The organism is Streptomyces sp. NPDC017448 (assembly GCF_044330565.1).
Lineage (GTDB): Bacteria > Actinomycetota > Actinomycetes > Streptomycetales > Streptomycetaceae > Streptomyces.
In genome coordinates this window covers 123,901-137,549 of the sequence record NZ_JBIRLM010000015.1, presented here as the reverse complement: position 1 = coordinate 137,549, position 13,649 = coordinate 123,901, and the positions used below count along the sequence as shown (strand labels likewise).

The following is a 13,649-nucleotide window of genomic DNA, read 5'->3' as shown; positions in this document are numbered from 1 at the left end:
CGGGGCGCACGACGACGGAGCGGCGACTCGCCCCGGTGGCGACGCAGTCGGCGGCCCGGCGCAGGGAGGTCCCGGTGGCGAAGCGCCCGCTTCCGCGCGGTCACACCGGGCGGCCGGGAAGGAGCAGCGCCTCCGACCCGACCGGCCGGAACCCTGCGGCCTGGAACGCCCGGATGCTGCGCGCGTTGCCTGCGGCCTGCTGCGACCACAACGGCTCGCCCGGGGGCGTCAAGTGCCGCGCGGCGGTGGCCAGGGCCCGGCCGAGCCCCCGGTGGCGGGCGTCCTCGTCCACCTCGACGGCCACCTCCCACCGCCCCGCCACCCCGCGCCCGAGCACCAGCACCGCCCCGTCCGCCTCCCACACCCGCACCCCGTCCCGACGCCGGCGGGCGCTCACCACCCGTGGGTGTACGGGGTCGGTGACCTCCCGCAGCTCCAACTCCGGCTCACCGGGCAGCGAGGAGGCCACGGTCAGAAGGTCGATGGTGTCGGTGACCCGGCCGGTGCGGTCGAGGAGCGCCGTCAGGAAACGCGGGTGCATGGTCGCGGCCAGCGCGTCGCAGTCCGCGTCGGCCACCAGGGAGTGGACCCACTCGGGGTCCTCGTCGGTGAACACGACGGAGTGCGCGGTGAAGGCGATCACCCCCGTGTCCCGCCCGTTCGGCGCCCCGACCACGGTCGTCCGCCCATCGGCCTCGGGAAACCGCCCCCGGGCGGCCTCCCGCAGGATCTCCGCCAGCGTCTGCCCCATGAACTACCCCCGTGTGCCCTGTCGTTCGTTCGTACGCCGTCCGATTGCCGCCCGGCTACAGGACCACACGACGGCACGCCGGGCCAACCACCGGACGAAGGAACGACGAGGGCCCCCGATCCTGATGGATCGGGGGCCCTCGCACCGGTGGGCGCGGACGGTTTCGAACCGCCGACATCTGCTTTGTAAGTTCGTCCAGCTACGATGCCGACCTCCTGCCATCCGCAAAAGCAGGCACTGCATCAAGCACAATGAGCTACCCGGGGCGGTTCAGGTACATCGACGTTGCCGTCACATGTTGCCGTCAGCGACCACCGCTCAGTGCTCAAGCCGACCGCTTTGAACAACGCGTACACGCGTGAGTCCCATCGTCCACCATGCCGCCGACGCCTTGGGCAGCTACAAGGTGCCTTCAAAGCTAAAGCGGTGCTTCCAAGTGCTCTCTGGGCCGTCAGGAAGGTCAGGCGCTGGATGGAGTTCAGGATCCAACAGCTCGCTCTCACGAGCACGCGCCCAGAACTGGCCGTCTAGCGAGAATTTCGGTCGCGGATCGTCAGACGAGACAGGGACGAGACGGGTGGAGACCCACTCGCCCTTGACTGGTGCCGGCAAACCAAGCGCGCGGGCAACGTGCGGGTGTGATCCTTGGTGGCCCAGCACGACGATGCCCTTCCCGCGCAAAGGCTTCCGTGTATCGCGGGCCCGCTTCGGCGAGTCGTCCTGCTGGCCGACGGTCAGCACGGTCGGCCGACCGACGATCCTGTCCTGTACCTCGTAAAATAGCTGGTTGAGCCGCTGCTGACCCGATGAGGCCCGACCGGGCAGTGATGCGGTGAGGATCCGCTCGCGGGTCTCTGGATCCAGATGGCGCAGGAGGTTGGTCGGCAGATCCGTCTGAAGCCCACCCCAAAGCCAGTACACCTCAGACCTGGCGCTGTCGGAGAGCTTGCGCTTGTTATCCCGGTTGTACGCCCGGACGAGGCTGCCGTTTGCATCCCGCTGCTTCTTCCAGCGCAGGCGCTCGTCCGTGATCCGCACTATGCCCGCGGCCCACTGGCTCGTGTCGTCGTTCATCCAGGTCACGAGTGCAGCATGGTTGGCACGGCCGCTCCGTTCACCGTGATCGGCGCACAGATACATCTCCATCGGGATCTCCCAGCCGCCGAGGTCCTTGGAGAACTTGCAGTCGATGTCGAGGCCCGCGATGGACCAGTCGAGGTCTGCACCGTTGTCGATGGCGAACTCCTTGGTGAGGTTCACCTCGACAGCCGTACCAAGATAGGTCTTCTCAGTCTTTGTCAGGTGCTGGTACGCCCAGCGTCCCGTCCTCTGGCCATCGAGCAGCTCGTCGAGGGAGTCGCGGAGAGCCCACCGGAAGCGTTCACGTGCCTGCGGCTGCTCGTCAAACCACTGCACGAACGGGGCAAGGTCGGCAGGAACGTGCTGCTTGAGACCAGGCTGTAGCCGCCACTCGCGAGGCACTCTGCCCATGGGCTCGCGCGGGGTGTCCCAGGTGCGGAACGTGTTGCGGCGTGAGTGCATGGCTGCCAAGGCTCGCGACTCCTGCATGCCGGCCGCCTGTGCAACCTCCGGGGGGAAGGGCAGGCCCTCTTGTATCGTCACACGCCGAAGTCTGGCATCAGCGCTTGATCGGCCGTCGATCAGCTACGGCTGAGGGAAGCTCTGCTTGAGCCACTCGCGCACGGAGTCCGAGGTCGTTCGCCCGTGCTGCCGCAGTGCGTCGATGATGTCTCGTCCGGAGACCAGTGCGATCGGGTGGCCGTCTTCGTGGACTTCGTCTTGGACCTGCTTGTTGAAGAACGAGGTCGTGACCAAGACCCCGAAGTTCCGGTGCCGGATCCGGGAGATCAGCCGGGAGACCTCTCGTACCCCCACTGAGCTGTTCGCTGAGTAGCACTTGGCTTCAAGGGCAAAGTCGATCGCGATGGGGTTCGCCACGGGGCCCAGCACGTAGGTCCCTACTGCATCTCGTCCGCCATCCCGGCTCGGAGGGGTTAGGTCGACGGCTCCCGTATTCGGGGCGATAAGCCGCCAGATCGCCACTGCACATGCCTCAAAGTCGTGCTCACGGCCCCGGAAGTACTCGCGGATCTCTTCCAGCATGGCCCTGCCAGCGGGGTCGTCCGGCAGCTGGTTCACTTTGGAGCGGATGACGGTGGTGGAAGGGGCCAACAAGGACCGGTACACCCGGCTTTCGACCCAGGTCCGCCACACGTCCGGACAGTGCCCACCCAACGCCCCCCGGCCTTCGAGGAGCTGCTGGATCCAGCTGCGAGGGATCAGGTTGTGGTCGAGGACAGTGAAGTAGGAACGGTAGTTCTGGAACCGCTTGTCCCCGGTCGCCCGCCAGATTGCAGCCAGCTCTTCGTCCGAGGTCACGGCTGGCCCTCCAGGGGCCAGCAAGCCGCGGAACCTGACCGAGCGTCCCGATGTTCCCGCCTTCTCGAACAGGAAGAAGGGCGGGACTGTAGCCCGCTCGGCGGGGGCGCCGTGGGACGCTTTGAACGCATCCCGCATCAGGGCGTTGCCCGACCGCGGAGTCTCGTGCAGCTCCTGCCCTGGCCTCTTGTTGTCTCCGTAGTAGGTGAAGGTGCCCGTCTGCACATCGAGGTGATCAGGCCAGTCCACGTCGTCGCCGCTGGTGTACAGCACGACCAGGCGTACTGTCCCCTTGGCTGGCGAGCCGGCATAACGGAAGCCGCCCTGGTTGCCAACGCCCTTTATCAGCTTGGACACCGGGTCATCCCCGCTGTTGCCCTTCGTCCCGCCGGCGTAGATCCTGTCGACCACAAGATCAGCGGAGAGCAGGTCCGCGAACGGCACGTGCGGCTCGGACACGACGGAAACAGTCATGCCGCATGGTCTACCACCATGGTCTGACACTCCGATGGGTGGCCAGCGTGGACCCACCCTCTCCGTAGCGTGGTCTTCCCGGCAACCCTGCATCGGCGCGGCGCTGACCTGGATCAGGGCGTTTAGCTAACCTCAATGATGTGGCAGCCCGTCAGGAGGCGTATAGGCAACTCATATTGACTTGCAACATCGTCACCTGGGGGTCCAAGCTCCCTCTCAGTGACGCGGGACACGCGTGACTGCGTACTCCTTGGGAAGCGCCGACTTCTTTGGGGAGGCACAGCGAGGCCCATGCAGCGCCAGCAAGCTGAGCGCCGAGGCCGGACTAACGCCATCTGGATGTGTCCCATGCCGCTCCCACCAAAGCGGGCCGGATCCGTGGAGTGTGGGTGCGAGGGCTGGTTCGGCGTCTCCGGCTCCCGCGTGATCATCACCGCGGGAGTGGCTCCTGCGGTGAACGGAGCCTTGAGGAGGCCCTGCCGTGGCACCTGAAGACAGCAACCCTGGTGAGCCGAGGGTCAATGGCGAGCGGACCGAGCTGTCCAAGCCGATCCGTCGCGTCCCGTCTATCCCTGACCCTGCACTGCACAAGGAACTGCGTGCGGCTCTGAAGAAGCGGGGCATGGCAGACAAGGTGGCCGGTGCGATTTCCACCATCTGGACCGACCCCGCGGCCGTACTGCCGCAAATCACCAATCCGCAGCGTCGCCGCATCCCCGGTGCCTACCTGCTGGTCGTCTCGGGTTCGGTGTACACCGCGCGTCTCGTTCCCGACCCGCTCAACCCGCGTAACGCCGACCACGTCCCGTTCGCCCTGGCGCAGGCCGTCGGTGCACCGCCGGCCGCCCTCGCGTCTGCTGTGCAGGACGGCGAAGGTGAACTGGCGATTCACGTTGAAAGCCGGGATGCACTGATCGAGCAGGTCGACTGGGCGATCGAGACGACCCGCAACCGCAACCGCCCTGTGCCGGACATCGCCGAGCAGGGCATCATGGATCCACCGATCGGCGTCGCCACCACCGTCCACTACGACGGCACCGACGAAAGCCCGACCACGCACATCATCGTTCGTGAGGGGTCCAGCCGCACCAGCCACGGACTGGCCAACATGAGCGTCGATGCAGAAGAGATCCTCTTCTCCCTTCCGCGCAATGCCAGTTCGATGCAGGCACACATCGACAAGATCAACGGCTATGTCGGCAAGCACTCCGACGACATTCTCGACAACGAAAAGGCCGCGGTGCGGTGCGCCGTCACTGACTTCGAACTCATCATCGGCGTTGTTCCGGACGCTGCAGGTGCGGTTGACCTGCCGCAGGCCATCAAGGCGCGGGTCGCACAGGACCACCTCAACACGAAGACCCCGTGGACCGACGAGGCTAAAAACACGGCGCTTGCCGAGGAATGCCTCATCTCGGCCCGTGCCGCCGGTGCCGTGCCCAGTGACGCCGAGGCCGACTGGCTGGGTGGCCGCATCACCCCTGCGGAAGCACGCTCTCGGAAGCTCCTCCCCTACGGTGACGACAGGGCGGCCCGCGCGGTGCACCTGTTTACGACCGAAGAGCCCCGGATCCACCAGGCTGTCCGTAAGCCGATCGCCCTCGTTCTGACCAACGAGCCGACCGGGGCACGCAAGCGGGCCAGGGTCACGACCAGGACCAAGCTTCCGCTCGCCGTCGAACTGATCATCAGGGAACTGCGCGGCAAGGCATCGGACACCGAGATCACCCGCTTCCGCAAGTCGCTCACGGAGGCCCTGCCCGACAACCTTCAGAAGCTCTCCTGGCGTCCGACCAAATGCTCTCCCGAGGACCTCTACAAGGCGGCGATCAAGGAGATCGAGGACGAAGCTGACACGCGGCCGGCGGCCACCGAGCTGTGGGTCCGCGCTGCGTACGTCCTGGCCAAGCACAACGCCATCAGCGGACCCCGCCACGACCTCGGTGAAGGCGGAGACCGCCGCAGCGCCCGCGCCGTGCTGGAGGTCCTCGCTGGAAACGAGCGCGGACTGCGCCACTTCCGCCAGGTAATCGAGGATGACCGCGCCGGGATGAAGCCCCGGCAGGTAGACGACCACGGCCAGCCGCGCCAGGACGGCGAAGGCAACGACCTGGCCGTCTCCAACGAGTTCCTGCGCACGAAGCTCGCGCCTAAGGGCGGGGAAATCCCGCCGCCCCTGACGCCCGGAAGCACCGTAAAGGACCACTACAAGCGCGGCGTGAAGGCAGTGAAGGAGACGCTCCGCAATCTGGAGACCGAGATGCGCAACTTGGCCGGCGTGGTGGATGACAACGGCACGCCACTGATCGAGCGCGAAGGACGCGCCCATGCACGTCTCCTGATGGACAAGCTTCAGGAACTGGCGGGCGACGCCCAGGAGTGGTGGGAGAAGGCCGTGGAGGCCCAGTCCCCTGGAACCACCGCCGACACCATCACGGTCGATCAGGACGAGGACGAGGGTGACTTCGGGGAAGAGGCCGCCTGATGAAGAGAGCCACCTATGGGGCGCTTGCCGAGCTCTGTGGAGCCCACCTGGTCCGCGTCATGCCGGAGAATCTTCCTCCGGATTCTGACCTCATGCCGGACAGCTCCTGTGCCGTCTACATCGCCGTCGACGTCCAAGGGCGCGTCTGCTACGTAGGGTCCGTGTGTCGACCCAGCGACGGCAGGGGGCTGGCGAGCCACGTCAGTGAATACCTTTACGACCTCCCCAAGACGGAGAAGTGGAATGGGATCCACGTCCTGCCGCTGCGCTCGGACACACCGGAACCGGAGGTGAGGCGCATCGCCGGCGAGATCGTCGGCTGGCTTCTCCCCTACGACCGGGAGCGCTGGCCGCTGGCGAGCTGACGCTCAAATGCGGTGCCCGGCATGGCATCATGCCAGGCACCGCTGCTGTTCCGGCCCCGCAACGCTACCGTCAAAGGCCCCCACAGCGCTGCGCTGCGGGGACCTCTGTACTGGTAGGCGCGGACGTTTTCGAACCGCCGGCATGTGTTTTGTAGGTGCGTCTGGCCACGCCTGAGACCCCCGAACCACCTAACAGTCGGCCGTTGGCTTTGGCACCGGTGGACGCACGCGGACGCTCAGGTACACCAACGCTGCCATCACGAACTGCCGTCGCCTCAGCTTGCTCAGCAAGCCGAACATGGTCGCGGTGCGGGCCCGACAGCGGGGAGCTCATTTGCCGCGGCCTCCCGGTTTCGGCTCGCATGCGCATATACGACAAAGACCCTCGTCAGCCCAGGCAGGAGGTTTGTCGTAGCGGTCGATCGGGCCGCCGCACCGTTCGCACCACCATCCTTCACTCTTGGCGGACATACCCCTATTTTGACGTTATGCCGGTCGGCTTCCTTGCAGCACACGTGCTGGGGTGGGTCAGGGGACCGTCGCGGTGGCACCTTGCAAGGCCGCTTCTTGCTCGCGCGGCGCGACTGCCTTGCCGCTGACCGCTCAAGGGAGTGATGACCAACCCCGGGCTCGGCGATTGTCAGACGCGCAGGGCAGACTGAGAAGACGTTTTCAGCCAGCCAAGTGCCGAAAGGAGCCAGCGTGCCAAGATCTTTGGCCAAGCCCCTCAGGCGGCCCCATTGCGCTTCCCAGTGCCCATCGTCGACGATGATCGATCCAGGGGTGGGACTGCGGCGTGTTGGAGGACAGCGGGCGGTGCTGAACAGCGAAGTGTGGCAAGGCCACTTTGCCGAAGGATTGGTATGGGCTCTTTCCTGCGCTGCGGGACTCAATCCTGGCCGACGCAGCCTTGACGTCGACGGTGTGGATATTCAGATCGGTTTCCCCGGCCGGGTCGGAACGATGCGATATCCACTCATTGAGGCGCAAGTAAAATCGTGCAGCAACCCACGCTATGTCGATGATAGCTTCTCCTATTCGATTCCAACCAAGAACTACAACGACTTGATCGGCAGGGTTGGCGTCGAACTTCCCACTCGGCGTTATCTTTTCCTAGCGCATACCCCGGCTGCCAAGGCCAATTACGTCCTCTCCAGTGCCACATCCAGCAACTTCCATCACGCAATCTACTGGGTAGACCTCATGGATCGCGATCCCCTTGAACCTGAAACCCAGGACAGCAAGGCAGTTCATGTCCCCACATCGAACCTGCTGACGGTAGAAACGCTAGTGAGGTTGGTAAAGGGAGAACTAAACAGCAAGGGGGATGCACAGTGATCACGGGCGTAACTCACTTCCATTTTGCCCAGGCAAGTGATCCGCAGCGCGTCTCTCTCTATCTGACTTCGCGCGGCTGGAACGCACACGAGGAACCCGGCGGGACACTTTGGATCGCGCACGATAATTCCTACGAGGTCTTCGTACCCCGGCGTCGTGACATGCGAGGCTATTCGTCCTACATCCGGACACTCCTCGCCACACTGTCGACGGCAGAGAACCGAAGCGAGTCACGAATTTCCCTGGAAATTGCAATTTCCGACGCCGATGTCCAGTACGTCCACACCGACCCAAACGCCGAGCCTGGCACCACACCTATCGACGAAGGTGTCAAAGCATTCGAAAGCCTGAGGCAGTGGGTCTTGTCCGGTGCGGTATCTGCAAGTTCCGAGCGGGCTCGACTCGTGCAACCCGCCCGCAAACCTGCGGCCGCACTCGACTTCATGCGCACTGTGCGACTGGGGCCGACCTTCGAAGGGAGTTACATCCTCACGGTGTACATTCCCGTCCCTCCCCAGATCGGACAGACCGAGATCGAAGTTGACCATCCCCGAGTAAAGCTCCTGAGCCAGCCCTTTCAGCGTCGAGTTTCACTGAAACTTCGCGAAGCGACGAATGCGGCAGTGGAAGCAGCCGACGACGTTCTTCATCGCCGTGTGGGAATGGACGCATTCACTCGGCGAGCCGATCAGGGTGTGAATGCAAACCTATGTGAGGCACTGGCAGGATTCAGCTATCCTGACGGCGGAGAGGCGCTGATTGACTTTTCGTGGGCCCTCTCGCGCCCTGTAGAGCCATCTGAGCCTGTCCGGCTGAATCGCGATCAAGGTGATGTTCTACGCGAGGCCGCACAGAATCTGCGGGCGGCAGCGCCCGAAGAGGACGTCACTGTAATCGGTGCTGTAGTTCGCCTACACCGGGAAGGCGCCTTGGGCGCTGGAGAGGTCAGTATCGCTGGAATCGTGGAAGGCGGCATGAATGATCGACTGCGCAGGATCTGGCTCGACCTCTCCGAGACCGACTATTCGGCCGCGACACGCGCGCACGAGAGTGGCGCTACTGTTTCAGTAACGGGCAGTCTTGTTAAGCGTGGAAACCGGTACGTATTGCAGAACCCTGCAGGGTTTGCTGTGCGCCACGAGAGCCCTTAGACGTCATCTCATTTGGTGAGTCTGCGGTAGCAGATGAGGGTGCAGGCGATGGCGGTGAAGGCCAGGAAGTGCTCAACCTTGCGTTCGTAGCGGCGGTGCAGACGACGACAGCCGCCCAGCCAGGACATGGTGCGCTCGATCGTCCAGCGACGCCGGCCCAACCGGGTGGAGGACTCGATGCCTTTGCGGGCGATGCGGTGTCGGATGCCTCGGCCGGAGAGCCATTGCCGCAGGTGGCGGTAGTCGTAGCCCTTGTCGGCGTGGAGCTTGCCGGGCTTGCGCCTGCGTCGACCGCGGCGTGAGCGGATCGGAGGTATGCCCTTCACCAGCGGGATCAGGGCCTGGCTGTCATGGAGGTTGGCGCCGGAGATTCCGACAGAGATGGGCAGACCGGTTCGCTCGGTGATCAGGTGGATCTTCGACCCGTACTTGCCCCGGTCGACAGGATTCGGGCCCGTCAGGTCCCCCTTTTCATCGCCCGCAGGTTCACCGAGTCGATCGCGCAGCGCGACCAGTCCAGCTCGCCCCGGAAGCCGAGCTCGTCGAGGACCAGGCGGTGCAGCTTGGCCCAGACCCTGGCCTTCGACCACTCAGTGAACCGGCGGTGTGCCGTGGCTCCGGAAGGCCCGAACGACGCGGCGGGCAGCTGCTGCCACGTGCACCCGGAAGTCGCCACGAACACGATCGCCGCCAGCACCTCACGGTCACCATGCCGACGCCGCCCACCACCCTGAGGCCGCGAAGGAGCCTCAGGCACGACCCGCTGGAACAACTCCCACAACTCATCCGGCACCAGCCGCTCAACGATCCCCGCCACAGCCCACAGCCTACCGAGCCAATTGAGATGACGTCTAAGGCCCGTGCCCTCCGCAAGGCCGCCGCACACAGCGCGTCCAGCGTGGCCGACAGGCCCAAGGGCCGCCTCGGCCAGGTCAAGGCTCTGCGGGACGCGGCCCGGCGGGGCTCGCCGTCCCGCGCGGCTCGCCGCCACGACACCACCGGCGCCCGCCGCGGCGTGGCGGACGCCCGTCGGCAGGCGAAGGCCGATCAGCGGTCCGCGTCCCTGGCGAAGAAGGGGCCGGTCGGCCGGGCGGTGGGCAAGGCCGCCGGGCGGATCTGCAAGGCCCGCAGGGCGGCGATGGAGCGGGCCCGCACGGCGCGGGACCGGCGCACCGCCGGGCAGGTCGACCGTCAGCGGGACCAGGTCCGCAAGGCCCCGGCCCGCAAGCAGGCCCGGAAGGCTCTGCGCAGGTCGGCCGCGAGGTTCCAGCGGCGCAGGTTGTTCGCCGCCCTGCTCGCCGGTGCGCTGGACATCGTCGGATTCATCTCCTCGCCGATCGGTCGGAAGCTCCGTCTGCCGTGGCTGATCCACCCCGGACGGCGTCTCTACGCCCGCCTGATGCGCACCGCCGCCGAGCAGCGCACCGCCCGTGACGAAGAGATCCGGGCCGCCCTGCAGAACGACGAGGCCGCCGTCGACGCCCAGGCGGCCGATGACACCGCCGAGCACGTCGGGGACACCGCCGAGCGCCCCGCCGGCCTGGTCCCCGCAGCACCCACCAGCAGCGACAACACCGAGGGAGAAATCGTGTCGGGTTTCCGGTTCGAGGAGTACGCGGCCGAGATGGAAACGGCCGCCAACAGCTACGACCCCGACAACGCCATGGAGATCCTGGCCATGGTCGAGGGGCTCCCGGCCGCGCTCACGAGCGTGGCGAATGTGATGAAGATCCTCGCCGAGCGGGCCGACTCAGAGTTCCCGCTGGAGAAGGAAGTCGCGGACGGCTTCAACGACATCTCTTCGGCGCCCTCATGTCCGCGGTCGCGGTCGCGGAGGACATGGGGCCGCTGTTCCGCACCGCCCATGAGCCCAAGGCATCGCCGGCCACAGCCAAAGAGTCGCACCGGGTCCTGCGCAGTGCGCTCAGCGCTGCTTGCCGGGAGGAACTCATCAGCCGGAACGTGGTCAAGCTCGTGCCGGCCCCACGAGGGGAGCAGCGGGAGTTGAAGCCGTGGGACCTGGAACAGACGACGACCTTCCTGGAGGCGGCAAGGGGGAGACGCGCTGTACGCGGCGTTCGTCCTAGCCGTGGCACTCGGGCTGCGTCGAGGGGGGTCCTCGGGCTGCGCTGGTCGGACATCGACCTGGAGCGCCGCACGCTCACCGTGCGGAACCAGATCCAGCGGGTGCAGAACGAGCTGTACGCGGACTCGACGAAGAACCGGCGGACCCGTGTCGTCCCTCTCCCCCTCATGTGCGTGCCGCCGCTGCGCTGGCAGCGTCTCCGGCAGGCCTCGCAGCGGCTCGCCGCAGGGAAGGACTGGCAGGACAGCGACTACGCCTTCACCACCCGCACCGGCCGCACGGTCGAGCCCATGAACCTCAGCCGCTCGTTCCAGCGCGTCACGGAGACGGCGGGGCTCCCCCGGATCCGGCTGCACGACGCCCGGCACGGGTGCGCGACGCTCCTGTTCGCCGCCGGAGTGCCGGCGCGGGTCGTAATGGAGATCCTGGGGCACTCGCAGATCGCCGTCACGATGAACATCTACACGCACGTCTCCGACGAGCGTCGGAGGGAGGCGATGGGACACATGGACCGGCTGCTCCGTTGGCGCCGCCGTTCTGAGTGAGACTGCCGTCAGCCACTACCGTCAAAGGCCCCCGCAGCGAGACGCTGCGGAGGCCTTTGTGCTGGTGGGCGCGGACGGTTTCGAACCGCCGACATCTGCTTTGTAAGAGCAGCGCTCTACTTACCCCAGAACTTCCGAGGGTTTCCGAGACTTTCCGAGGGCTCACATTACCCTCGCGCCCCATCGAGAATACCGATCCTCCGAGAGCTTCCGAGACCCTCCGAGCGGGGTTTGTGGACTCTTAGTGGATTCACGCCGTCTGCTGGTCCGGCACGACCCGGAGTCCACTACGACCGGTAAGAGCCGCACGCACCTTCTCCCGGGCGCCCTCACTCTCATGCGTATACGTCCACGTCACCCGGCCACCGCGCTCCTGACCGAGCACCGCCTGCGTATCCCTCTCGCTGACGCCGGCGTGATGCAGCCGCGTCGTCACCAGGTGTCGGTACTCGTAGACCCGCGGCCACCACTCGACGTGGTCTGTGACCGGGTTGATGATCTCGCGCGCCACCCCGGCCTGGATGATGGCCTTCCGCCACACCCGCCGCGACAGGTTGTTGATGTTCAGCGCCGCCCCCTTCGGGCCGCGGAAGATCAACTCCTCGACATGCAGGTCGAAGCCGTCCTCGATCCGTGACCGGGTCGCGTGCGGACGCCACTTCTCCTTCATGAACTGGATTGCCCCGAAGGCCGTCGGCGTGAGCGGCACCGTTCGGAAACCGGCCTTCGTCTTCGGCGCGGCCTGTCGGCGCAACCTCCCCTCGTCGAGGACGAGGATCTCCTTGATGTGGACCAGCATCTCCTCCTCGTCGACACAATGGAGCCGGAGGCCTGCGTACTCCCCGGGCCGCATGCCGGTCTCGTGCGCGAAGTCCCGGAGGATCACCTGGTAGTAGACCGGCAGCGCCGCGTGGATGAGGGCGTACTGCGCCTCGGTCGGGGGCTTGAGGTCGTCGGGGTGCTTCACGACTTTCTCTGCGGTGATCTCCAGGTGCGCCGCCGGGTTCACCGAGATCCGTTCACCGTCCTTGATCGCGGCGTCGAGCAGGGCGAGGAGCACCTCGCGGACCCGCTTCTGGCTTTCGTAGCCTTTCACATCCCGGCTGAGCCACCGCTGGAGTTCCATGTACTCCAGGTCGATGAGCGGGTAGCCGCTCCACTTCGGGGAGATGTGGGTCTTCCACACCCCGAGCTTCCGATTCCGCGTGGTGACGCGTCCCTTCTTCTGCTGGACCTCCCACCATTCGTCCCACCACGCGGCAAGGGTGATCTTGCCGCGCTTCGGATCCCGATAGGTCCGGTCCCGTACGTCGGTCCGGACTTTATCGAGGAAGGCGTCGGCGTCCCCCTTCTTCGCGAAGTTCCGCGCCTTCTGCTTTCCTGCCGGATCCCGGTACCGGGCCTGCCAGGACCCGACGCAGTCACGCCGGCGCTTCCGGGCGCCGTGCTCGGCCGGGGGAAACGCCTCGATGCACTCGGCGCAGCCGCAGCTCTTGCTGCGTACCTGACGGGGGTTGTTGGCTGCTCTACGCGCCACGACCCACCGCCTGCGTCCGCAGGAGAAGAACAGCGTCCGCGCGGGACTCGACCGTCTTCTGCCGCTGCTGCCCCTCCGGCGTGCGGTACCTGACCTGCCACCGGCCTACGCACCCGGCCTGCCGCGGCCGGTCTCCGTACTGCGCGGGCGGGTAGTCCTCGATGCAGTCGACACATCCACACGTACGGCTGCCGACCTGGTAGAGATCGCCTTCAGACATGCTTCATCACCTGCTCATCGCTCCTTCGCTGCTGGGGTACGCGGGGGCTCAGATCGAGCGGCGCCCCGCAGAAACAGCGTGCACCGAACCGGGGCTGTATGACGGCGAGTTCAGAAAGAATCGCCCGCGCGGCTATAACCGTCCGTGCGCGGTCCAGGTCGGGAGGGAGGGCGATCGTCTGGGTGACGGCGTCGAACAGCGGAGCCGTGCCGACCTCGGCGAAACGAACGCGAATGCACATGTGGACCCCCGTATACGCAGGCGGAATAGGAAACCTGCGGCAGATGGGGGAGGACA

The 13,649-nt window shown here is 66.0% G+C and carries 11 protein-coding genes and 1 pseudogene; 5 read left to right on the top strand and 7 right to left on the bottom strand.

All coding sequences use genetic code 11. The features are described from left to right. Positions 1–100 precede the first annotated feature (100 nt). The 3 genes from ACH4K1_RS23575 to ACH4K1_RS23565 form a co-directional block, all read right to left on the bottom strand. The gene (locus ACH4K1_RS23575; protein WP_398091275.1) at positions 101–751 is read right to left on the bottom strand and encodes a GNAT family N-acetyltransferase; all 651 of its coding nucleotides are present in this window, start codon (positions 749–751) and stop codon (positions 101–103) included. Positions 752–1,150: 399 nt separating this feature from the next. Then, the gene (locus ACH4K1_RS23570; RefSeq protein ID WP_398091273.1) at positions 1,151–2,374 is read right to left on the bottom strand and encodes a NaeI family type II restriction endonuclease; all 1,224 of its coding nucleotides are present in this window, start codon (positions 2,372–2,374) and stop codon (positions 1,151–1,153) included. Between the two features lie 42 nt (positions 2,375–2,416). Next, on the bottom strand, positions 2,417–3,625 hold the full coding sequence (locus tag ACH4K1_RS23565; RefSeq protein ID WP_398091272.1) for a restriction endonuclease: 1,209 nt from the start codon (positions 3,623–3,625) through the stop codon (positions 2,417–2,419). Positions 3,626–4,106: 481 nt separating this feature from the next. Here ACH4K1_RS23565 and ACH4K1_RS23560 point away from each other — a divergent pair, with 481 nt between their 5' ends. The 4 genes from ACH4K1_RS23560 (at position 4,107) to ACH4K1_RS23545 (ending at position 8,964) form a co-directional block, all read left to right on the top strand. Further along, positions 4,107–6,110 carry a hypothetical protein gene (locus ACH4K1_RS23560; protein ID WP_398091271.1) on the top strand — a complete coding sequence of 668 codons (2,004 nt, stop codon included), beginning with the start codon at positions 4,107–4,109 and terminating at the stop codon, positions 6,108–6,110. Then, positions 6,110–6,475 (top strand): hypothetical protein, encoded by a 366-nt coding sequence (locus tag ACH4K1_RS23555; protein ID WP_398091270.1) that lies wholly within the window; start codon positions 6,110–6,112, stop codon positions 6,473–6,475. The genes ACH4K1_RS23560 and ACH4K1_RS23555 overlap by 1 nt, the downstream gene beginning before the upstream one ends. 816 nt (positions 6,476–7,291) lie before the next feature. Beyond that, complete coding sequence (locus ACH4K1_RS23550) at positions 7,292–7,813, top strand: DUF4365 domain-containing protein (protein ID WP_398091269.1); 522 nt, start codon at positions 7,292–7,294, stop codon at positions 7,811–7,813. Then, positions 7,810–8,964: a hypothetical protein gene (locus tag ACH4K1_RS23545; protein ID WP_398091268.1), complete on the top strand. Its 1,155-nt coding sequence runs from the start codon at positions 7,810–7,812 to the stop codon at positions 8,962–8,964. The genes ACH4K1_RS23550 and ACH4K1_RS23545 overlap by 4 nt, the downstream gene beginning before the upstream one ends. Before the next feature lie 8 nt (positions 8,965–8,972). Here ACH4K1_RS23545 and ACH4K1_RS23540 read toward each other — a convergent pair. After that, a protein-coding gene (locus ACH4K1_RS23540; protein WP_398091266.1) for an IS5 family transposase occupies positions 8,973–9,781 on the bottom strand; the annotation gives its coding sequence in 2 pieces (ribosomal slippage) (positions 8,973–9,434 and positions 9,437–9,781; 807 coding nt in all). Positions 9,782–10,830: 1,049 nt separating this feature from the next. Between ACH4K1_RS23540 and ACH4K1_RS23535 the strand changes: the two are divergent. Beyond that, positions 10,831–11,595 (top strand): annotated as a pseudogene (locus ACH4K1_RS23535) (tyrosine-type recombinase/integrase); the annotation flags it as partial. A 250-nt stretch (positions 11,596–11,845) separates the two neighbouring features. On the opposite strand, the gene ACH4K1_RS23530 reads toward ACH4K1_RS23535, so the two are convergent. Genes ACH4K1_RS23530 through ACH4K1_RS23520 form a run of 3 tightly spaced genes read right to left on the bottom strand, consistent with a single transcriptional unit; the run spans position 11,846 to position 13,593 of the window. Continuing rightward, positions 11,846–13,132, bottom strand: coding sequence for a tyrosine-type recombinase/integrase (locus tag ACH4K1_RS23530; RefSeq protein WP_398091265.1), 1,287 nt, complete (start codon positions 13,130–13,132; stop codon positions 11,846–11,848). After that, complete coding sequence (locus ACH4K1_RS23525; RefSeq protein WP_398091264.1) at positions 13,122–13,352, bottom strand: hypothetical protein; 231 nt, start codon at positions 13,350–13,352, stop codon at positions 13,122–13,124. Before ACH4K1_RS23525 ends, ACH4K1_RS23530 begins: the two co-directional genes overlap by 11 nt. Continuing rightward, positions 13,345–13,593, bottom strand: coding sequence for a hypothetical protein (locus ACH4K1_RS23520; protein ID WP_398091263.1), 249 nt, complete (start codon positions 13,591–13,593; stop codon positions 13,345–13,347). The genes ACH4K1_RS23525 and ACH4K1_RS23520 overlap by 8 nt, the downstream gene beginning before the upstream one ends. Between the last annotated feature and the right edge of the window lie 56 nt (positions 13,594–13,649).